This window comes from Metallosphaera cuprina Ar-4 (genome assembly GCF_000204925.1).
Classification (GTDB): Archaea; Thermoproteota; Thermoprotei_A; order Sulfolobales; family Sulfolobaceae; genus Metallosphaera; species Metallosphaera cuprina.
On the sequence record NC_015435.1, the window covers coordinates 1 to 21661 of the forward strand.

23 protein-coding genes and 1 tRNA gene are annotated in these 21661 nt (G+C 39.1%); 12 read left to right on the forward strand and 12 right to left on the reverse strand.

All coding sequences use genetic code 11. From position 1 onward, the window contains the following. Together MCUP_RS00005 and MCUP_RS00010 are read left to right on the forward strand one after the other, a co-directional pair. Positions 1-1191: a Cdc6/Cdc18 family protein gene (locus MCUP_RS00005; protein ID WP_013736614.1), complete on the forward strand. Its 1191-nt coding sequence runs from the start codon at positions 1-3 to the stop codon at positions 1189-1191. Beyond that, positions 1169-1687: an endonuclease dU gene (locus MCUP_RS00010; protein ID WP_013736615.1), complete on the forward strand. Its 519-nt coding sequence runs from the start codon at positions 1169-1171 to the stop codon at positions 1685-1687. Before MCUP_RS00005 ends, MCUP_RS00010 begins: the two co-directional genes overlap by 23 nt. On the opposite strand, the gene MCUP_RS00015 is transcribed toward MCUP_RS00010, so the two are convergent. The 4 genes from MCUP_RS00015 to cyaB are packed head-to-tail and all read right to left on the reverse strand — an operon-like array spanning position 1666 to position 4402. Next, complete coding sequence (locus MCUP_RS00015) at positions 1666-2586, reverse strand: acyl-CoA thioesterase (RefSeq protein WP_013736616.1); 921 nt, start codon at positions 2584-2586, stop codon at positions 1666-1668. The genes MCUP_RS00010 and MCUP_RS00015 overlap by 22 nt on opposite strands. Before the next feature lie 4 nt (positions 2587-2590). After that, positions 2591-3055 (reverse strand): nicotinamide-nucleotide adenylyltransferase, encoded by a 465-nt coding sequence (locus tag MCUP_RS00020; RefSeq protein ID WP_013736617.1) that lies wholly within the window; start codon positions 3053-3055, stop codon positions 2591-2593. An 11-nt stretch (positions 3056-3066) separates the two neighbouring features. After that, complete coding sequence (locus MCUP_RS00025; protein ID WP_237698043.1) at positions 3067-3819, reverse strand: SAM hydrolase/SAM-dependent halogenase family protein; 753 nt, start codon at positions 3817-3819, stop codon at positions 3067-3069. Between the two features lie 31 nt (positions 3820-3850). Further along, the gene (gene cyaB / locus MCUP_RS00030) at positions 3851-4402 is read right to left on the reverse strand and encodes a class IV adenylate cyclase (RefSeq protein WP_013736619.1); all 552 of its coding nucleotides are present in this window, start codon (positions 4400-4402) and stop codon (positions 3851-3853) included. Here cyaB and MCUP_RS00035 point away from each other — a divergent pair, their 5' ends adjacent. From MCUP_RS00035 to MCUP_RS09790, 6 genes are all read left to right on the forward strand, one after another. Beyond that, complete coding sequence (locus MCUP_RS00035; RefSeq protein WP_013736620.1) at positions 4403-5413, forward strand: RsmB/NOP family class I SAM-dependent RNA methyltransferase; 1011 nt, start codon at positions 4403-4405, stop codon at positions 5411-5413. Next, a complete protein-coding gene (locus MCUP_RS09740; protein WP_013736621.1) occupies positions 5392-5880 on the forward strand; it encodes a hypothetical protein in 489 nt (162 codons plus the stop codon). Before MCUP_RS00035 ends, MCUP_RS09740 begins: the two co-directional genes overlap by 22 nt. 64 nt (positions 5881-5944) lie before the next feature. Continuing rightward, positions 5945-6919: a DNA repair and recombination protein RadA gene (gene radA / locus MCUP_RS00045; RefSeq protein ID WP_013736622.1), complete on the forward strand. Its 975-nt coding sequence runs from the start codon at positions 5945-5947 to the stop codon at positions 6917-6919. Positions 6920-6955: 36 nt separating this feature from the next. Next, positions 6956-7465: an HIT family protein gene (locus MCUP_RS00050; protein ID WP_048057333.1), complete on the forward strand. Its 510-nt coding sequence runs from the start codon at positions 6956-6958 to the stop codon at positions 7463-7465. A gap of 25 nt (positions 7466-7490) precedes the next feature. Further along, complete coding sequence (ilvA, locus tag MCUP_RS00055; RefSeq protein ID WP_048057334.1) at positions 7491-8699, forward strand: threonine ammonia-lyase; 1209 nt, start codon at positions 7491-7493, stop codon at positions 8697-8699. Positions 8700-8820: 121 nt separating this feature from the next. Beyond that, positions 8821-9714: a prephenate dehydratase gene (locus MCUP_RS09790; protein WP_083808549.1), complete on the forward strand. Its 894-nt coding sequence runs from the start codon at positions 8821-8823 to the stop codon at positions 9712-9714. On the opposite strand, the gene MCUP_RS00070 is transcribed toward MCUP_RS09790, so the two are convergent. The 5 genes from MCUP_RS00070 to MCUP_RS00090 form a co-directional block, all read right to left on the reverse strand. Then, positions 9707-10675, reverse strand: a complete 969-nt coding sequence (locus MCUP_RS00070; RefSeq protein ID WP_013736626.1) for an Lrp/AsnC family transcriptional regulator — start codon at positions 10673-10675, stop codon at positions 9707-9709. The two genes, MCUP_RS09790 and MCUP_RS00070, sit on opposite strands and share 8 nt — an antisense overlap. A gap of 33 nt (positions 10676-10708) precedes the next feature. Continuing rightward, a complete protein-coding gene (locus MCUP_RS00075; protein ID WP_013736627.1) occupies positions 10709-12121 on the reverse strand; it encodes an NAD(P)/FAD-dependent oxidoreductase in 1413 nt (470 codons plus the stop codon). A gap of 1 nt (position 12122) precedes the next feature. Then, positions 12123-13136, reverse strand: coding sequence for an adenylosuccinate synthetase (locus MCUP_RS00080; protein ID WP_013736628.1), 1014 nt, complete (start codon positions 13134-13136; stop codon positions 12123-12125). Positions 13137-13291: 155 nt separating this feature from the next. After that, positions 13292-14338, reverse strand: coding sequence for a formate--phosphoribosylaminoimidazolecarboxamide ligase family protein (locus MCUP_RS00085; RefSeq protein ID WP_013736629.1), 1047 nt, complete (start codon positions 14336-14338; stop codon positions 13292-13294). Then, on the reverse strand, positions 14335-15333 hold the full coding sequence (locus MCUP_RS00090; protein WP_013736630.1) for a formate--phosphoribosylaminoimidazolecarboxamide ligase: 999 nt from the start codon (positions 15331-15333) through the stop codon (positions 14335-14337). The genes MCUP_RS00085 and MCUP_RS00090 overlap by 4 nt, the downstream gene beginning before the upstream one ends. A gap of 53 nt (positions 15334-15386) precedes the next feature. Here MCUP_RS00090 and purB point away from each other — a divergent pair, with 53 nt between their 5' ends. The 4 genes from purB (at position 15387) to tes (ending at position 19637) form a co-directional block, all read left to right on the forward strand. Further along, positions 15387-16757, forward strand: a complete 1371-nt coding sequence (gene purB / locus MCUP_RS00095; protein WP_013736631.1) for an adenylosuccinate lyase — start codon at positions 15387-15389, stop codon at positions 16755-16757. Between the two features lie 26 nt (positions 16758-16783). After that, positions 16784-16869: transfer RNA gene (locus MCUP_RS00100), tRNA-Thr, on the forward strand. A 13-nt stretch (positions 16870-16882) separates the two neighbouring features. Then, positions 16883-17821: a thiamine-phosphate kinase gene (locus MCUP_RS00105; protein WP_013736632.1), complete on the forward strand. Its 939-nt coding sequence runs from the start codon at positions 16883-16885 to the stop codon at positions 17819-17821. A 67-nt stretch (positions 17822-17888) separates the two neighbouring features. Then, positions 17889-19637, forward strand: coding sequence for a tetraether lipid synthase Tes (tes, locus tag MCUP_RS00110; RefSeq protein ID WP_013736633.1), 1749 nt, complete (start codon positions 17889-17891; stop codon positions 19635-19637). 5 nt (positions 19638-19642) lie between these two features. Here tes and MCUP_RS00115 read toward each other — a convergent pair whose 3' ends face one another. The 3 genes from MCUP_RS00115 to MCUP_RS00125 all read right to left on the reverse strand — a co-directional run bounded on the left by MCUP_RS00115 (position 19643) and on the right by MCUP_RS00125 (position 21657). Further along, complete coding sequence (locus MCUP_RS00115) at positions 19643-20272, reverse strand: 2,5-diamino-6-(ribosylamino)-4(3H)-pyrimidinone 5'-phosphate reductase (RefSeq protein WP_193363702.1); 630 nt, start codon at positions 20270-20272, stop codon at positions 19643-19645. A 162-nt stretch (positions 20273-20434) separates the two neighbouring features. Further along, a complete protein-coding gene (locus MCUP_RS00120; RefSeq protein WP_013736635.1) occupies positions 20435-20959 on the reverse strand; it encodes an MBL fold metallo-hydrolase in 525 nt (174 codons plus the stop codon). Beyond that, a complete protein-coding gene (locus MCUP_RS00125; RefSeq protein ID WP_013736636.1) occupies positions 20956-21657 on the reverse strand; it encodes a phosphoribosyltransferase family protein in 702 nt (233 codons plus the stop codon). Before MCUP_RS00125 ends, MCUP_RS00120 begins: the two co-directional genes overlap by 4 nt. Between the last annotated feature and the right edge of the window lie 4 nt (positions 21658-21661).

Genomic DNA, 21661 nt, shown 5'->3' on the forward strand with positions numbered 1-21661 from the left:
ATGAGTGACATTATCGACGAAGTTCTTTCATCAGTGAAAAACTCAGCCGTGTTTAAAAACAGAGAGTACCTCCTTCCAGATTACGTTCCTGACGAATTACCACATAGAGAGAATGAGATAAAGAAACTAGCCAGTATACTGGTTCAACTTTACAGAGGCGAGAGGCCAAGCAATACCTTCGTTTACGGACTAACCGGAACAGGTAAGACCGCGGTAGCTAAATATGTCCTCAATAGTTTACAAAAGAAGCTTAACAACTTCAGATACGTCTACGTAAACAGTAGGCAGAGCGACACTCCTTACAGAATACTTGCAGACATAATTGAAATTCTAGGAAATAAAGTTCCCTTCACTGGATTGTCCACTGCAGAGCTGTATAGAAGGTTAGTTAAAGAGTTAGAGAAGAGTGAGACGGTGATGATTATAGTACTCGATGAAATTGATGCTTTGGTAAAGAAACACGGAGACGATATTTTATACAAGTTGACTAGAATAAACTATGAAATACATAAAAGCAAGGTCTCAATTATTGGGATAACTAACGATATAAAGTTCATAGACGGGTTAGATCCTAGGGTAAGAAGTAGTTTAGGCGAAGAAGAGTTAGTGTTTCCTCCATATAATGCAGAGGAGTTAGAGGATATTTTAAGAAGGAGGTCCTCCTTGGCGTTTAAGGAAGGCGTGATTTCAGACTCGGTTATAAAGCTGTGCGCTGCTATAGCTGCTAGGGATCACGGTGACGCTAGAAGGGCTCTAGACCTTCTTAGAGTTTCAGGCGAGATAGCTGAAAGGTATAAAAAGAAGATTGTTACGGAAGAGGAAGTGGAGAGAGCAAGAGTAGAAATAGAAAGGGACAGGGTATACGAAGTCATAGCTACACTTCCGTTCCATTCTAAGCTGATACTCTTATCTATAGTGCAAAGCTCTATTCAGGATAGAAGATTAACTACAGGGGAAATATATACGAGATATAGAGAACTTACTTCGATAATGAGCTCAGAGTCCGTAACTCAAAGGCGGGCTAGCGACATTATAAATGAATTGGATATGATGGGGATAGTCTCTGCTAGGGTTGTAAACAGGGGCAGATATGGTAAAACTAAGGAAGTTGTATTAGCTGTTGATAGAAATATTGTGATGAAAGCATTGATCGAGAGTGATGAAAGGTTTGCTGATATCAGGAGTGGATGACGGATTTTTCCCTCTCTCTTATAAAGGTGGGAAAGGTAAATCTCCACTGGTCGTTACACTGTTCGAAGATCTCGCTTTTAAAGACGTTAACTTGGGATTTATTACTGTTGACGGTTCTGACGCAAAGGAGGCCTTTTGCAAGATTAACTGGGGAGTCACAACTATCTTTGATGGAGTGACATTCGCAGGATTTAACTATATAATACCAGACAAAAATTATATAATATTCTATGGATATAGACCTAATGTTGCCAAGGTAAAGCTGGCGTTGGATAAGCACTTCCATGACGATAGGGAAGAGAAGATAATTTCGATTTTAGAAAGGTTGGTCAGGATAGAGAGTAGATGGGGACCAGTTTATTTGTATACGGATCTAGATCTGACTTTAGCTAGGAATTTAATAGATAAATATCAAGTGTTATCAAAATATCCTGAACCAATTAGATATGCACACGTGATTGGAAAGGCGTTAGGTCATTGGCATGCCCGTTGCTGAAGCGTTTTACTTAGTTTTATCCTTTCCTCCCTCTCCTTTATTCTATTTTCCATAATAGATCTTTCGTATTCGGATGAAGGTTCTAGCTTAGATATAGGTCTAGGTTTACCTTGATCGTCTATAGAGACGAAAGAGAACACAGTTCTAGACACTAGCCTTCTAGTCCCAGTGAAGTGATTTATAGCAAAAATCTTAGCCCCTACGTCAAGAGAGGTATTACCTGTGTATTCAACCGCACCTTGTATTTCAAGGATATCTCCTATTTTAACTGGGACCAGGAAATCTGCAGACCCTGCACTAGCTGTGAAGGTGTTACCTTTAGAATATAACTTAGCTACTATAGCTAACGCCTCATCTAACATCATGTACATTTTCCCGGCATAAAGTATCCCGTTCCCAAATCCATGCTCTGGATATATTGTCCTAACGTAACTTCTCCCGAAAGACATTCCAGGCAAAAGTTCTGACGTGTCTCCCGATATTTTCTTTTTCCTCTCAAGTCTTTTGGCCCTCCTTTTCTCCGCTTCCTGGTCAGGTTCTATCTTAACTGACAGTGATCTAGGTCTCCCATTTTCATCTACCGCGACGTAGCTCATTAACCCTATTGCTCCCAACTCTTCGTTTGTACCTCTCTTTATACAACCCCTAACTTCAATTTCGACAGAGCTCGACCAAGACGCCTTAGCTTCCGCAGTTACTCTTAATATGTCCCCAAGTCTAGCAGGTCTAAACAGGTAAAGGTAGTCTACTGAGGCTAAAAGGTAATTACCCTGGCTTATGCTAGACATTAATATCCCAGCCGTATCAATAAGCCAGCTCATGTATATTCCGCCGTGAAGCGAACCGAAGTGATTGGTGTGCCACGGGAACACGTTATAATAGGTATCCGTAGAGTACACGATATCACCTTTTATCAGAGCCCACTATTTCTCTTAGTCTCTCATCTCCTTTAATACTCTTTATAAAGGACGAAACCTGCTCTGGAACTAGACTTTCCCACTCTTCACCCGTTATCATGAACTTCCTAATTAATGTAGAATTATACTTCTCTCTATTAAATGATGGAGGAATTAGGATTTCATTGCCAGCCTCTTTAAACAGTCTAAGTACAAGCGGATTCCTTGCAATGACTGCCTCAAACGAAGGTACGTACATTTTGACGTGGTAGGCCCACACGTTATTCATTAATATATCAGGTATTGGAACTAGGTAATATCTATCCCCAGGGATGCCCTCAGCCCTCATCACGTTTCTTATCATCTCTATCCTCTCGCCGGCGGTGAATGGGTTAGATAGGGTATGGCTCTCCTGAGCGCTTCCGATAAGCACGATGAGCTCATCCAGCCTTTCAAGCCCCCATTTGATCACGTTAAGATGACCTAAATGAAAGGGCTGAAATCTACCAGGATAGATCCCTCTATGCAGACATCATCACCTTCTTTCACATCTAGAAGTAGTGACGCGTTTGCCTTATTTAACCCTAATTCAAGAAATCCGTATCCATTTCTGTATACTATCAACCCGGTTTCCCTGTCCTGAAATGTTGAAGCAGTCCATGCCTGATAGGTCCTTCCACCTACCTTTAATTGAGCTGTCATTCCAAGTTTCACTTTAGCATCACGTAAAGCTAAAGCTACGTTCCCGTAATGATCTATGAAAATCACCTTAGTGCAAATCATATTATTCTCCACTCTAACGCTAAAGTCTACTTTCTGGATCCTGTCTTCACTAATTTTCGATCCTAAAGTGTCCATTGGGACCCTTAGCGATAATAACGCTGCGCTAATAGAGAATATGTCTCTACCATGGAACGTGTTAGAGATCGCCTTGGATAGATACACTTTTTCATTATCAATCACGTGAAGATCAACCACTTCATCAGCTTTGATTGAGGGATAGAGAACGCCGTTGTCAGGACCTATAAAAATGTAATTCCTGGTTTTAATTGCTAAAGGTTTTCTCTCAGTTCCAACGCCAGGATCGATCACTACTAAGAAAATGGTGTTTTTTCTAAAATATCTGAACGATGTGTACAACAAATAGGAACCGGATATTATGTTAAAGTTCTTAGCCTCTGGCGATATGTAAATTATATCAGCTTCCCTATTTAACTTCTTTATCACAGCTTCCATAACTCCATTGTAGTTATCAGAGGTACCGAAATCAGTTAGGATTGCTATTGTCAAGTTTATTCACCATCAGTTCTAGATAAGACTTTGTTATGGGTTCACCATTTAAATGAAATTTTCCCTTAAAATCTTGAAAGAATGAGACTAAATCTGATTCCTTTACGTCTATTCCCTCTATCTCGATGAAGTTACCCAGTCCCTCTACATTATCTACACATACAGTAAAGTTCCCTTTCCTAAAAGAGATTCTTCTTTTCCTTAGAACATAAGAGGACTTATAGCCTAACTTTTCTAGAATCTTAATCATGCTCTCCTTGTTGTCTAAATTAACTGTAATCTCCTCTCTTGACTTACTATCTTTACCCATCTTTGGACTCTTGTACGTCAGTTCTACCTTATCGTTCACTACCCTAATTCTTAGGGCTTCGTCAGTATCTCTGAAATCTTTGACCGTTCCATTAAGGTAAACATCCTCCTGCTCTTCCTCTCCTAAATACTCGAATCCTTCTTTCTCAAGATTTCGTACCAGTTGACTAGGATCGATGTCGAGCTTGATTTTTATTTCACGTTCAATAACATCTGTCATATGATTGACATCGACTCCTATCTAAAAAATAATGAAGCTTCTTTATATTCTTACGAGATAGAGGACGGTATCACTGAACTGGCTAAAAAGTACGGTTTTTTAGAATATATGATTGAAAGATATATTCATTTTCTAGGATCAAAAACAGAAGAGTTCCTGTCCTCGTGCACCTTTCCTTTAAGAAAGGCTATTAGATGTAATTCGTTAAAAATAGATTGTAAAACTTTATCAGAGAACCTAGAGAATAAGGGTTTCACCTTATCAAGGATTGAGTGGAGTAAGTTTGGATATCGTGTAGAGAAATCACCCAGCACTCCTAGTATCGGTTCAACAATAGAATATATGAAAGGTCAATATTACATTCAAGGAGAAGCGTCAATGATACCTCCCGAGGCACTATCACCTAAGGAGGGAGAACTGGTTCTGGACATGGCATCATCGCCAGGAGGTAAGACTACACATATAGCTCAACTGATGAATAACTCAGGCTCAATAATAGCTTTAGAGAGCAACCCTGCCAGGTTAAAGAAGATAAGGTCAAATATTGCAAGGCTAGGTGTTACTAACGTAATTCTTTTATTGTTAAGGGGGGAGGAAGTATCAAAACTAGGACTTACTTTCGATAAAATACTCCTTGACGCACCTTGTTCCGGAGAGGGTTTAATACCTATAGATAAGACTAGGAAAACAAAAACTCTTCCTGATGATCTAAAACGCTTCCAGAGGACGCAGTTGAACCTCCTTGTAACCGGATATAAAGTGTTAAAAAAGAACGGGTTAATGGTTTATTCTACCTGTAGCATTGCCCCTGAAGAGGATGAGGTCATCGTTAACTTTGCTATTAAATATCTAGGGATGAGAGCGGAGATGATAACTGGCTTTCCAGGTGAGAGAGGACTGTCAAGTTATAAGGGAATCGAGTTCTCAGAAGGAATTCAAAACTGCCTTAGGACATACCCTCATACTCAGAAAATGGAGGGGTTTTTCGTTTGTTTATTGAGAAAAGAGTGAGGAAGCTAACCAATAAGGAGAAGAAGACTATTTTAGCCTCTCTATCTAGTTACGGATGCAGAAAGATCCAGCTGGATCTAGAATTGTATCAAATAGGGAAACTGATATATGGAACTAATGATAATGTTCCTAGTCAGATTACTAAAATATTATCAAAAGATATTAATATTGTTTCCATAGGTCTACCTCTGCTATCTTTAGGTAAGAAAGGAGTAATGCCTTTACTTCCCCTAGGAACGAAAATGGCTGAAGTTTGTTCAAACAAAATCGTTTTACCCACGTCACTAGCTCAGAAGGTACTTTATGGGAAACCTGTCGTAGTAAAGGAGAGATATAGTTTTTACAAGGCATTATTAATAGACGAGAATAACGACTTTTTGTCCTTTGTGAAGCTAAGAAGACGTAGAGATGATACGGTGATAATACCAATTTTAGATATAGGATGGTATTTAAGAGAGGGAGGATAAAGTAAAGTAAACATTTATTGTTTAGATCTAATATGACTACTTCAGATGTATGAAGTGATGTAAGATGGCAGACCAGGTTGAAGAGAAGAAAAGAATTAAGTCAGTGAAGGACCTATCAGGCGTCGGACAGGCAGTACTGAATAAACTAAATGAGTCGGGTTACTCTTCGCTTGAATCAATAGCGGTAGCTTCTCCTCAAGATTTGAGCACAGTGGCAGGCATTCCTTTGGCCACAGCCCAGAGAATAATAAAGGAGGCAAGAGACGCTCTAGATATCAGATTTAAGACTGCGCTTGAGATCGAGCAAGAGAGGGCAAGTGTAAAGAAAATAACTACCGGAAGCCAAGCGTTAGATGGCCTTCTAGGCGGTGGAATAGAGACTAGGACTATGACAGAGCTTTTCGGAGAGTTTGGTTCTGGAAAGACTCAGATATGTCATCAGGTCTCAGTTAATGTTCAACTTCCTTCAGAGAAGGGTGGTTTGTCGGGTAAGGCCCTATACATTGATACAGAAGGAACTTTCAGAACAGAAAGAATAAAGGCTATGGCCTCAGCTTTGGGCTTGGATCCTAAGGAAGTATTGCAGAATATCATGAGTATCAGAGCTATAAATACTGATCATCAGATAGCTATAGTTGAAGAGCTTCAAGATATAATCTCTAAAGATAATACAATTAAACTAGTAGTGGTGGACTCAATAACGTCTCATTTCAGGGCCGAGTACTCTGGAAGAGAGAACTTAGCTGTAAGGCAGCAGAAACTGAACAGGCATCTTCATCAACTAGTTAGATTAGCTGAGATATACGATCTAGCAGTAATAGTAACTAATCAAGTTATGGCCAGACCAGACATGTTTTATGGTGATCCAACGGTAGCGGTCGGAGGTCATACTTTATATCACGTTCCAGGTATTAGGGTACAGATCAAGAAAAGTAGAGGTAACAGGCGGATAGCTAGGATGGTAGATGCTCCTCATTTACCTGAAGGCGAAGTTGTATTTAGTATTACCAACACTGGTATAAGGGACGCTGAGGAGTGAAAAACTCTTAATTAAGGTTTTCCATATCTTGAGTACATGGATCAATTGTGGGCTCCTTGGCGATCTAAGTACATAATGGATGCTTCGAAACCAAGGCAGGAAGATTGTCTGTTCTGTAGAGTGAGTAGAGAAACTAATGATAAAGAGAATTTAGTAGTATGTAGATCACAGAAGGCTTTCGTTATTTTAAACAAGTATCCATATAACCCTGGCCATATCATGATAGTTCCTTTTAGACATGTTCCGTCTCTAGAGCTCCTAGAAAACGATGAAGGTTTACAACTTTTCCGTCTCACCTCAATCGCGCTAAAGGTCTTAAGGGATATATATAGTCCAGACGGCTTTAACGTTGGAATCAACATAGGAAGAGTAGCCGGAGCAGGTATAGAACAGCACGTACATGTCCATATAGTACCTAGATGGAACGGTGACTCTAACTTCATGCCGATAATAGGTCATACTAAGGTACTTCCAGAGACTTTAGACGAGACTTATAAGAAATTGAACCAAAAATCTATATGTAATGAGGAAGTCTTCGATCACTGAAAGGTGAAGAGGCAGGGTTTTGCTGATGATCAAACAGATTCAAGAGGGTATAAGTAAGGCGAGGGAATTAATCCTCCCTTATATTCATGAGACTCCTATGGATTTCTCCAGTACCTTTTCAAGGATGTTACAAGCTGAAGTTTATCTAAAATTAGAAAATTTACAAAAGACAGGTTCATTCAAAGTTAGAGGAGCATTCAATAAGATTTTGAATATGAAAGAAGAGGATAAAAAGAAGGGAGTAATAGCCGTTTCAGCGGGCAACCATGCTCAAGGCGTGGCGTATGCAGCTTCTACGTTGGGCATAAAGTCAGTAATAGTAATGCCAGAAACGGCTCCTGTTTCTAAATATAGGGCTACAAAAGGATACGGAGCAGAAGTTATACTTTATGGGAAGTTCATTCATGAGAGTATGAAGAAAGCTCAGGACTTAATAAGAGAGAGAAATCTTACACTAATTCACCCTTACGATGATCCATTTATAATAGCAGGTCAGGGTACGGCAGGGCTTGAAATGTATAATGAGAAACCGGACATAGTAGTGGTTCCGATAGGGGGCGGAGGTCTGATTTCAGGCATATCTCTAGCCCTTAAATCCGTTAATCCTAATATCAAGGTGATAGGGGTTCAATCTCTCGCTTCTCCATCTCTTAAGATATCAAAGGATCTAGGAAGGTTAGCCGAGATAGAACCCTCATATTCTATAGCTGATGGCATATTGGTTAAATCACCATCCGATTTAACATTTCAAATCATTTCTGAGTATGTAGATGATATAGTTTTAGTGGATGATGAGGAGATAGCTTGGGCAATGATGATGCTTATGGAGAGGAGTAAAACTGTAGTGGAGCCAGCCGGTGCCGCCCCTCTAGCGGCGCTTCTTTCCGGTAAGATTAGAGCTAACGGAAAAAAAGTCATCGCGTTTCTTAGTGGGGGAAATGTTGATATGTCATTACTTGCCAGGATAATTGATAAAACGCTTTATAAGACGAAAAGAATCGTGAAAGCGAGAGTGATAGTACCTGATAAGCCTGGATATCTGAATAAGGTACTTAACTACGTAGCCCAGATAAGAGGGAATATTATTGACGTTGTACACGATAGGGTTAGCAGTGACGTAATGCCCGGATACACTAAAATATACGTAATGTTTGAAGTAGCAGAACAAGAGGCGTTAAGCAGGTTTATTTTAGCGCTACATAATGAGAACATAGAAGTTAAACTAATAGATTAAAAGTCGATGATCGAAATCCTTATTGTTTATAACTAGAGGCGGGCTTTCAGTATTCTGTAAAGGTTAGTCCGAAATTCTTAAAGGGAGAAATGTTATAATATCCACGGTAGATCCAGATGGAATTTACTATCTAGGACCTGAGGGAAGTTTCTCACACGAAGCTGCCTTAAAGGTAAAGGAAGCATACACAAGTAAGTCTTCAATATCTGAGATATTTGATGGGGTATCAAAGGGAGCGTTAGGTGTAGTCCCAGTAGAGAACACATTAGAAGGCCCAGTAAACGAGACACTCGTAAGTAAGTCTTCAATATCTGAGATATTTGATGGGGTATCAAAGGGAGCGTTAGGTGTAGTCCCAGTAGAGAACACATTAGAAGGCCCAGTAAACGAGACACTCGATAATCTCTACGCTAGAGATGAGATATATGTAAACAGAAGAATTGATATAAAAATAGACTTGGTATTAGCGGCATCACCTGATGCTAAGAAGGAGTCCATAGAAAGAGTCTATTCGCATAACCACGCTATACACGAAGCGAAAAGAACCCTATCAAGGCTCGGATTCGTCAATTTCGTCCCAGTAGCTAGCACATCTAAGGCTGCCCAGTTGGCGTCAGAGGACATTAAATCTGCTGCAGTTTGTTCCAGATTAGCTGCTCAAATTTACGGTTTAAAGATTCTTCATGATAATATTCAAGATGGATTAAACATTACAAGATTCTTAGTTATATCGAAGGAGCTTAGTGAGAATGGAGAAAGAACTATACTATTATTTACTGTCCCAGATAAACCAGGTTCACTTTATAAGGTTCTTGAAAAGTTTTATCTTCATAATATTAATTTATCAATGATATATTCTAGACCGACTAGGAAAATTCCTTGGAACTATTACTTTTATCTAGAGTACGAAGGAGATATGATGTCATCAAAACATTCAGGACTACTTAACGAATTACGCCAAGCTACACAGGAACTGAAACCAAAGGGTAGCTATACCTTTCTAAATCCTACATGACTATCCCTGGCTTTAGATTATCTAAGCTATAGAGCAACATGTAGCTTTTAGCGCCAGTTACTCTTAGAGCCTTAGCAGATGCTTCTCTTATAACGCTTTTATCCTTTCCGTGTAACATACAATAGCACAGATAGTCCCAAGGCTTATCGCTTTCCCTAAGAACTACGTGAGTTGCCTCGTTTAAATTTTCAGCTATATTATTGCAAGCAACTTCAAAGCTATCTGTGTTAATTAGTAGCATTGCGTTCTCAGTTATTCCAACTTTATCGCCGTTAATCGTCGCGCCGTAATCCTTGATTACATGTTTTTTCCTTAGATCTGAAATTAGTTCCACAAGATCTCCCTCTTTGTAACCGAACCTTTCTGCTATAGATTTGAAAGGTCTTTCTGTTATAGGAAGAGGATAAGATAGAGATTTCAAGAGCTCCATGTTTAAACCAAGCTCGTCTGCTGTAGGGATCCTATCTGGAGGCATCTCAGCTTTACTCCACGATATTCCTCTTATAATATCGTATTTCACACTTAATTTAAGGTTCTTCTTAGAGAAGAGAATTATATAATCGTTTGTATTTACATTTTCCATCAAATACCTAACTTCCTTCTCAAGGGCCTCCCTATTTTGAGCCTTAATCACATACCAAACGTTGTATCTAGGATGATTTCTAATGTAGTTATGAGTTAACTCTCGTATATGAAGCGCTTCCCTTCGAAATTTATCTAATTGATCCAGAGGGATTGATGCAGCGACAAGAGCACCTTCCATGCCTTTAACTCTAAAATTGACGTACATTCCAAGCCTCTTTATTACTTCTAAGTCGATTAGGTTTTTTATCTCCCTGAGTGTATCGTGAAGGCTTAGCTTAGTTCTATCCGCAATAACATTAAAAGGTGTTTCATCAACAGGGAAATTATATTGAAGTTCCATGACGAGATTTTTCTGGACGTCACTTAAGGAAATCATGTGTATAAAAGATCCTTGAAAGATTAAAAATAGTTATACATTATAGTCTATTCCTAGCTTGTTTAGAATACCCCTAGCTGCTAGCACTCCAGTAGCTGCTGCAATATTTATCCCTCTAGATAGGCCAGCTCCGTCTCCCGCAGCGTATAAGTTATCAACCACAGTTTCCATGTTACTATCCACTATTGCTCTCATGCTGTAATACTTTATCTCTGGGGCGTATAGTAGGGTGTTAGACGAGTAAATCCCCGAAGCCATATTATCTAGCCTTTCTAAACCTTCAATAAGATCGGTGACAACTCTGTAAGGCAACCCCATACTTATATCTCCGGGCGTTACATCCTTTAGAGTAGGTTTAACCGTAGATCTACTTATTCTTTCCCAAGTACTTCTTCTACCTTTTTCAAAGTCTATCAATCTCTGAAGTATAGGCTTCTCTCCGCCTAATCTAGTCATCAACCTAGCTACGCTCTTTCCATACTCTATAGTATCTTCTAAGGGATCTGAAAGCTTAACCGTAGCTAAGAATGCAAAGTTCGTATTGTTGCTCTTTTTATCAACGTAAGTCTCTCCGTTAACTCCTATAGTTCCATCATCATAAACCTCTTTCATTATAAAGCCTCCTGGATTTACGCAAAATGTTCTAACCTTATCATCATATTTCCTGGTGTACATTATGACCTTAGGATCCCAAACAGCACTTGTTAAGTCCTCCATTACAAATGACTCCATCTCTACTCTAACGCCTATATCCAGAGGTCCAGATACCATATCAACTCCTAGTCTCTTAGCCTGATCGTAAAACCATTTAGCCCCCGATCTTCCTGGTGCTACGAGAACAGTCCTAGCCTCTATTTCGCCTTTAGTCGTCTTTATATTGAAAGAGGTTCCTCTCTTCTCTATCTGATTAACTTCAGTAAGTTCAGATATCTTTATTCCACTTTTTTCTACATAATTAGTTAAATTTTCTATTACTAAAGGGCTCTTGTCTGTGCCAATATGCCTTTGCACAATAGGTACGAATTCAGCTCCTACTTTAGCAGCCTTTCTTTGAACTTCCTTTACTCTTTCCTCATTAGGTCTAAATAGTCTATCTTTAGGAGCACCGAACTTAACGAAAACCTCATCTATATAATTGACCATCTCCTGAGCTCTCTCCCAGCTTCTCATAATCTCATGGAGTTCTCCTCCTATGTCGGGTCTCAAGTTTATTATCCCACTACTAAATGTACCAGCTCCACCCAATCCATAGTTAATGTGACATGGAGTGCAGAAAGTACATTTCTCTTTTGGAGTAAGTAGAGGACAACTCCTTCTAGAAGCTTTTACACCTTTATCGATTAGAATAACTTTAAGCTCTCCGTCTTTTTGCATCGCGTTACTCATTTCATACGCCGCAAAAAGTCCAGCAGGTCCTCCACCAATAATTGCCACATCGTAATCCATTTTACTCACCTATTTTCTCGCTCCTTAAATCAATGATGTCCATAGAGTCCTCTCCAGTACCTATGAGAGTTATTGGAACCTTTAGTTCATCCTCTAGATTTTCTATCCATTGTTTTGCATTGTATGGTAACTTAGAGTAGTCTCTAACTCCCTTAGCATCCTTAAATGCCGAATCTAACTTGGTTATTGCAACTTGAGTGGCCGAACTGAATTTGATCGCTCTTTTAGCTAGGTTCACATTGAACGGAGCTACCCTTCTAATTCGTCCAGTTACCGTCCCAGTCTCTAAAATTCCCATTTCCTTAGCTTTATCCAGGGGTAACTCGTTTTCAAGATAGCCTTCACCTACCCTCGTAACAAAGGATTTGAAAATTATTATTACCTGATCGACGTATTTAGGTCCAACTCCAATTTCACTTAATATTCCGCCTGCCGTCGTGTTTCTGCTTGTTACAAAAGGATATTCCCCATGATATAGACTCAAAAACGTCCCTTGAGTACCTTCAGCTAAAACCCTTTCTCCTCTCTCTATTTTGTCTAATATCATTTCGGGAACGTTTACGATGAGTTTTTCTAATTCAGGAAAGTCTTTAGCCAGTCTAAGTTTTCTGAGAACTCTTTTAGCTTCAGCAATACCCACGCCTTGACCGGTACTTCCTATAACTTTCATTATGTACTCGTCATTTCTCTCTTCTACGATTTCTTGTTCAGTAATTATTCCAACATGTGGATCGATAAATGTTCTTCCCAATGAATTGGTTTCTTTAATCTCTTTTTCAAGCTGAGTTAGGCTAGTTAAAGCTCCGGGTCCTAAGGCTAACTTTACCTCTGGATTAACGAACGCCGAGGGTATTATTCTAATTTTCCAGGTCTTTCCAGAATATGAAACTGTATGACCTGCATTTATTGAACCAGTTCTTACGGCCAGGTTATACTTTCCCTTCAAACCTAAGTAAGAAGCTATCTTACCCTTACCTTCATCACCGTAGAAACCTCCTACCAGAATATCTAGCATTAAGCACCGTTTTGAGTAATGTTTTTGCATGGTATAAAAACCTTGACTTACGTTATCTATCATTATAAATCTAACTTCTTTCCTGGATCAATATTATAACTAAATTAGCTAACCTTGGCTAGTTGATAATTATAGATCAAATCATAAATATTCCATTAACTTGTAATTATATCAATTTCTTTCTTTGTTATAGCCTCTTTAATCTCTATTGCAATTCTTCTTCCGAGGCTAATGGGCTTACCAAAGTATAGCTTAGAGTACTGACTACCAATCCCCATATATGCGTTAGTACCTCCACCTATTCTAGGCGCTACGTCAAACACTACAATCTCTAGGTCTGGAGTTACAGCAAGCTGTAAGGTAAAAGGCCCTATTATACCTCCTTTTTCAAGTTTCTCCGCAGAATCTGTAAAGGAGTATCCAGCCTCAAATAGTTTCTCTAGCATGCTCTCCCTTATGGTAGCAGGTTCGTGACCTACTTCTATTAATCTTGGATACCTGTTAAGTTTGAGTTGTATTTCTGAGGGTAGTCTGTAAAAAGAGTCCCAGTCACTTTGTATTCTTCTATCAACACTAATTATTTCTACTCTATTGAATACTATAGAATTAAAATAATTGATATTGAAATACGCTCCAAATATAAATTCCTCAATTACCATGTTTTTAATTCCTTGTTCATCAATCACTCCGTCCTTTAGAAGTCTAGATATTTTCTCTTCAAAGTCTTTTCTATCTGAAGCAAAGAAAAACCCTCTTTCAACTCTCCTCCTAGCTTCAGGCATTTTTACAATGACTGGTCCATCAACCTCATCTGGCTTCATCGTCTTCGGCCTCTTTATCCGCGCTTCATCTAATATCCTGTAATAGTTCTTTTCGCCCGTCCTTTCTTCCCATCTTAGAATATTTTTATTTCCAAAAAATTTCACTTTCATAGCTTCTATCGCATCGTAACCTAGATACACCGCCATACTTCTGTTCGGTACTATCAGCGTTTCTTGTTCTATCAGCGTTTCTTGTATCTTTTCATCAATCATTTCTTTGAAGTCATTTAAAACTAGACAGGTATCTACTATTCTCTTGAACTCTCTATAAGGTCTATCTCTCCCTTTCTTACATAACGCTACAGTATAGAACCCCTCGTCTTTAGCTCCATCGAAAACATCTAGTGCTGAGTGACTAGCTAACGCACCAATCTTGATCACGTTACCACGTCCTCTATTTTCCCTTTTTGAATTGCAAGGTTTATTTCTCTTGCTATTCTTCTGCCAACGCTCATCGGTTCGTTCCAGTAAAGCCAGCTATATGGGCTCCCGTTTACGTAGATATTTGTACCTGCTACTATTCTTCCAGAAAATTCAAATACTATTATATCAAGCTGATCTGTTACAATCGACTCTAAGCAGAATGGCCCAATCACACCGGGCGAAACCACATTCCTGGTAGTTTTTATAAAATTTTCTGCATATTCAAACGCAAGTGGAAGTATGCTCTCTCTTGCCACCGCTGGAATGTTCCCCGCTACTACAAAAGTAGGATCTGCCTTTATATCGCCCGGCAACCTTCTCAACCCGTCCACATTAGTTTCGTATCTGATGTCTATTCCTGTGAGCTCAACCCGTTGTAACATTGGACTGTAGAAAAATTGAAAATACATAGGTATCCCTATTATATATTCTTGAATAATTAATTCGTCTTCGTTTTGTATCATTTTTTTATCTAGAAGTTGTTTTATTCCCTCTTTCACCTCTTTCTTTGTTCTTGCAGTAAAATATCCTCTCCCACCTTTAGCTCCTGGAAGCTTCACTATTACCAGCCTGTCGACATCCTCAGGTCTCTCAAATCTAGTTGGGGTTTTTATATTGCTCATTTCTAGAAGTTTCATTTTTTTAACTTGGTTAGATTCCCAAGGGAACAGATTTCTGTTTCCAAAAATAGGTAACTTAATTTTTGAAACTCTTTCTATCCCAACGTACTCTATCAGACTTCCATGGGGTATAAAAATGGCGTCTTGTAAAGAGTTGAGGAGGTTTATGGCTTCCTCTTCATTCTTGTAAACGAGGAAATTGTCAATAAATCCAAACCGTCTGTAGAAATTTTCCCTAGTCTGACTACTTAAAATAGCTGTCCTAAATCCCTCCATTTTAGCTCCGTGAAGAATTTGGAGAGAAGAATGACTAGCTAGGGTAGATAGTATCATCCTGAGATCTAAATAAGAAACGTACTTTTAAACTTCCTTGAATCCCTTTACACATGGATGTAATTTGTCCAATAGACTGGAGATACGGTAGCAAAGAAATGAGAGAGATCTTTTCCAGAGAGGGGATAATGAATTATAGGATTAAAGTAGAATTAGCATTATTAAACGCATTAAAGACGCTAGGCTACCTATCAGAACAAGATCTGGAAAAAGTCAAAAATGTTTCAGCATTAATTACACCTGAAGAAGTGGACAAATTAGAAGAAAAACTCGGACATGACGTAATGGCCCTAGTTGTATCCATGGCTGAAAAGGCTGGGGATGCGGGCAAATTAATACACTTCGGTGCCACTAGCTACGACATTGTAGACACAGCTTACGCTTTGATGTTTAAAGACGCTTTAAATATTATTAAAAGGAAGTTAATTAACTCTTTAGAAAAACTTAAAGAATTCAGTATTAAATACGAGAATCAACTAATGGTAGGTAGAACGCATGGTCAACACGCAGTTCCTACAACTTTAGGCTTTAAGTTTGCGAATTATCTATATGAACTCACAAGATCTCTAGAGAGATTGTTAGAAGCTGAGAATAGAGTTGTACTAGGTAAGATAAGCGGTGCTGTTGGTACAATGGCAGCGTGGGGTAAGGATGGGCTAAAAATAGAGGAGTTAGTTATGAAGGAGTTGGGGCTGAAACCGCACGCTATATCAACTCAGGTAGCTCCAAGGGACGGTTTTGCTGAACTAATAAGCGACCTAGCTATAATGGGTTCATCTATGGACAGGTTCTCAATTGAGGTTAGAGAGCTTATGAGACCAGAAATTGGTGAGGTTGCTGAAGGTGTAGGGAACAGAGTAGGAAGTAGCACAATGCCTCATAAAGAAAATCCAGTTACTGCAGAAAAAATTGGCGGGCTAGCCAAAGTGCTCAGAGGGTTAGTTCTATCAGAGATGGAAAATATCCCGTTATGGCACGAGAGAGATCTGACAAACAGTTCTAGCGAGAGATTCATAATTTCTCATGCTTTCCTTATTATTGATGAAATGATTGATAGTTTCAACGAGTTATTGAGTAACTTAAGGATAAATCCAGAATCAATGCACAGGAACCTAGAGCTAAGTAAGGGTCTAAACATGGCGGAAAGTCTAATGATAAATCTAACATTAAAGGGATTACCTAGACATAAGGCGCATGAAATAGTCAGTAGAATATCTAGAGAGGCGAGGAGAAGTGGCAAGTCCTTATTTGAAACAGCAATTAACGATGAGACTGTGATGAGTATCTTAACAGTGGATGAAATAAGAAGAGCGTTAGATCCACTAAGATATTTGGGAGAGTATAGAGAATTGATACATAGGTCCATAAAGGCCTATGAACATGCTTTAAAGAGAGCTAACGAAATCAAAACAGTAACAGATTAAAAGGCCTGAACTTGATATCTTTTAGTGCCGCTGTAGCTCAGCTGGTAGAGCGCCGGCCTCGTACTTAAGTAGGGAGAGCCGGTGGTCGCGGGTTCAAATCCCGCCGGCGGCTCGTGGTGATTACTGTGAAATTAAAAGAGATAGGGGAGCACAGATTCATAACAGATGTCTTATCCAAATACGTTAAATCTGAGGTTAAGTTGGACGTTTACTCTGAAGATAACGTTGTCTTAAAGATTGACGGTTTCCCTTTAACATATACCCTACCTTTTATAGACTTTTATGATATAGGTTGGAAATCCGTGATAGCTGTAATGAGCGATATGCTATCTTATGGAGCTAAACCTCGCGTTGTTCTGTCCTCCTTTGGATTGGATCCAGACACAGATCTAACTCAGGCTGAGATGCTGGTTAGAGGGATTAGCGACGCTTCAAGCTACTATCAAATTATTTATGGTGGGGGGGATACAAACTCCTCTAAAGAAGGATGGGTAGATATAGCTTCTTGGGGAACCCGAATCTGCGAAAAAAGGCCTAACAGTGAACCCGGTGATCTGGTCTACATCACAGGAGAGATAGGATATACTACAGGGGTATTTATGTGGTATAACTCTAAAGGGAACATTCCACTCAAGTACGAGGCAATGATAAAGCTCAAACACCCAGTTGTAAACAGAGGTCTAATTAGGGCTCATGAAAAGTTATGTGATTCTATCTCATTAGGCACTGATATAAGCGACGGTATCTTAGTTAGTCTCGATAAGATCTCAAAATTGATCAATAATAAGATAAGCCTGGAACGAGTTCCACTAGCCTATTTTATTACTGACATGATAAATCAGGGGGTGATATCGTTCGAGGAAGCTTTAAGACAGGGAGGAGAAGAGTATGAAAGTTTGTTTATAGTGAAAAAAGACAAAGAGTCGATGTTTTTAAACGTGATGGCAGATAATGGAATAAACTCAATTAAAATTGGAAAAATTGAAAAAGGAGAGCCAGAGGTGTTATTAAATAATATAAAACAGGAAATTCATGGTTGGGACAATTTCAAGGGATGGTTTTAGCCTAATAATCCGATAATTAGGAGAATAGACTTATATATAGTGCTTGCAATGTGATAGATAGATCTTCATGGCACAAGTAGAGGCAGAAAAGACTAAAGGATTCAGGCTTCTGCCAGCACCGTCTAAGTTCGAAGATGGCGTAGTGAAATTTGGAGACAGAGACATTAAAATTGGGGGTCCTTTACCTAAGCTCTCAGAGGACGAGAAACTTATCCGCGTGACTCACTCTTTGTGTCCGGCTTGTTACAGGCTATTACCAGCTACAATTTTCGAGAAAGACGAGAAAATGTACATAAGAAAGATCTGTCCTGAGCATGGAGAGTTCGAGGATCTTTACTACGGAGACGTCGGAATGTATTACAAGTTTGACTATTGGGAATATGAGGGTAAAGGACCGAAAGTTCCATATGTAGATCTCAAGTCTCCATGTCCATATAACTGTGGCCTTTGTCCAATGCATCATCAGCACTCAGCTCTAGTTAACTTGGTCATAACGAACAGGTGTGACTTATCTTGTTGGTATTGTTTCTTCTACGCTGAAAAGGCAGGTTACGTCTTTGAGCCCACTTTGGAACAGATTAAATTTATGGTGGATCAGCTAAAGAGACAAGACACTACATTAGTTATCCAAGTGACTGGAGGAGAGCCAACGTTAAGAGAAGACATAGTGGAAGTTATAAAGCTTCTTAGAGAGTCTGGAGTAAAACACGTTCAGCTCAATAGTTGGGGAGGAACGTTCGCTAAAATGTACATGAGTGATCCGGATAAGGCAATAAGATATGCTATAGCTCTTAGAGAGGCTGGAGTTAACACAGTGTACATGAGCTTTGATGGGACTACAAGAAAAACTAACCCGAAGAACCACTGGGAGATCCCTTACACATTAGAGGTCTTCAGAAGAGCTGGAATGACTAGCGTGGTATTAGTTCCCACAGTAATTAAGACAGTTAACGATCATGATCTAGGTAACATAGTTAAATTTGCGGCAAGGAACATGGACGTTGTAAGAGCAATAAACTTCCAACCCGTAAGTCTCACTGGCATGATGAAGAGAAATATGAGAGCCAAGTTTAGAATAACTATACCAGAGGTCTTAAAGAACGTAGAAGATCAAACCGATGGGGAGATAAGTAGAGACAGCTGGTATCCTATAGGCACCTCTGTTGTATTTTCCAGGCTTGTAGAAGCTCTAACTGGTAAGGAGCAGTTCGAGATGGCTAATCATCCAAGCTGCGGAGCGGGAACTTACGTTTATGTCGAATGGAGAAACAGAGAACCTCATTTCATACCCATATCTAAGTTTATTGATCTAGAGGGATTACTTGAATACTTCAAGGAGAAAGCAGAGGAGTTGAAAGAAGGCGCTAATAAGTACTGGATTGGTATGAAATTGCTCTATAACGTCAGGAAGTTCATAGATAAGGAGAAAGGTCCTAAAGACTTTGACGTCTATAAGATGTTGTATAACGTGGTTGTTTCTCATAACTATGAAGCGCTAGGAGAGTGGCATTATAGAACGCTCTTCCTGGGCACAATGCACTTCATGGATCTTTATAACTATGATATCAATAGGGTGATGAGATGTGATATACATTACGTAGTTCCAGACGGAAGAGTGATACCCTTCTGTACATATAACGTGCTAAATGACCTTTATAGAGATAAGGTTCTTAGGGAGTATCAAATACCTTTGGATGACTGGATAAAGAAACATGGAGAGAACAGTCTAGGAGACGCAATGAAGTATAGGAGAGTGGCGAGCGTATTGGAGAAAGGAGATATATATAGAGAGACGTATAAATACTTTAACGAATAAATTTTTTATCGTTTGATATAAGTTAATACTATTTCTTCTTTGCATTGACATATGTACGCCTCTTTCAATTTAAAAGAGGGTGAGAGGTGGCCACTAAAACCTTCTCCGTCAAATACTGATACACCCGATCCAAATATTCTAGGAGATATGGTTAATCTAATTTCATCTACGCAGTTCTCTTTAATTAGTGACCAATTCAACTTTCCACCGCCTTCTACCATAACCTTCTTAACTGAGAAATTCTCATATAGATCTTCGAGAATGTTACAGATATTCAAGAATTTCCTTATTTTTACTTGATTCTTTGTCAGGTTTTCTAGTTGTGGATTTTCGTTTTTAGTATAGATTATCGTTAACGGAGGGACGGAGAAGATTCTAAGATTTTGATCTAAATGGCCATTACCAGTAACTATCACTCTAATTGGATTCGTTCCTTTAACGTACTTTAAAGTTAGGCTCGGATTATCTATCCTTGCAGTATTGGCCCCTATCATGATGGCGTCTACCTCCGATCTAAGGACGTGTTGCCTTATCTTGTCATATTTGCAACTCAATTCACTATACGAGTCCTTAGAGGCAAGTCTACCATCTATTGTCATCGTACTAGAAATTATAACATACGGTCTCATTTCTATCAGATAACGGATCTTAAACTATAAAACCATACTCTTATGTCACATTTTAACCTCTTTTCGCATCTGAGGCAGCACTCATAACACACATTAGTGTTCTTTATATTACAGAACTTTACAAGCCTAGGCCTAAAGCAAGAGCCACATAACTCTTCATATACCATTTCAGCATCTCTTAATTCTATATAACCCAAAAACGTATTTAACATTAGAGTCTAGTGGAGTCAGTTCAGTGGCTCCGGAAAAGAGGAAGTCATCAAATTTTATTACAATGGAGCCCTTAGTTGGAGAACTCGCTTTAAATATTTCAAAGCCCTCAAATATCATTTTTCCTTTCCTTATAACCATGTAGGGTGAAGATGGAGGGTACTCTAAGCCCATGCAATAACCTTTCCTAAGTTGAGATGCGTCATCTTCATGAATAATTATCTTAACATTCATACTGGCTGAAAGGAAGCTAGCTCCCGCAGACGCATCAGAGATACAGCTGGTCAGAAACAGATAGATTAGTTCATTTTTGTTATCTGTGAGAGTTAGTAAGTTCCTCATTATCGAGACAGGTTGAGGCTCTCCTCCGGTGTCGATTAGGAAATTTGCTTTCGATGTCTTAACCAGGTAAGCGTTACCACGATCACCAAATTCTTTTCCTGCTACTAGATAGACGTTTTTAACTAACCTAGCGAGGCTCAAAGTTCGAAAACTACCTCCAGTGGTATGTCATTTATTGAGATACCTTTCTTTGCCACTATCACTAAAGCTCCTAAGACCGTTGCCCCACCTTTCTTTATAAGATTAGCTGTTGTGATTAAAGTCTTTCCGGTTCTCATGACATCATCTACAATAAGTATTTTATCAGTTTTAGAGATAAAATCCTTTCTTAGATATATACTACTCACCACACCGTCGGATTCCTTGATGCTCTCTTCTACGTAGCTCAGATGAATGGAATCCTTATGTTTCTTTACAACTATGAGCGGCTTGCCTAAGATTATAGAAACTATCGTAGCGAAAGGTATGCCGTTGCTGGCCACTCCTATAACTTTATCGGCCTCCAAGAATCTAGATAAACGATTTTCTAACAAGATCTTTAACATACTTGGGAAATGGAGCAGTTCCGAAGTGTCAATGAACGAATCAGAAAAGGTCCTTATTCTAGTGTAAAAAAACTTTGAAACAAATCCTTTATTAGCAACTTTATTTATAAGATCTCTAGCCTGTTGTTCACTAGGTATTGTGGTTCCATTAACATATCTGCAAAGAAGGCTCTCTTGAAGCCCTAACATTTTGGAAAGCTCTTTGTAAGTGTAACTTACCTTAAGCTCTCTCAATAGGTCTACTGCTAACAATCTATCTCTAAGGTCTTTATCCTTGTTGGTATCATGAATCATTAAA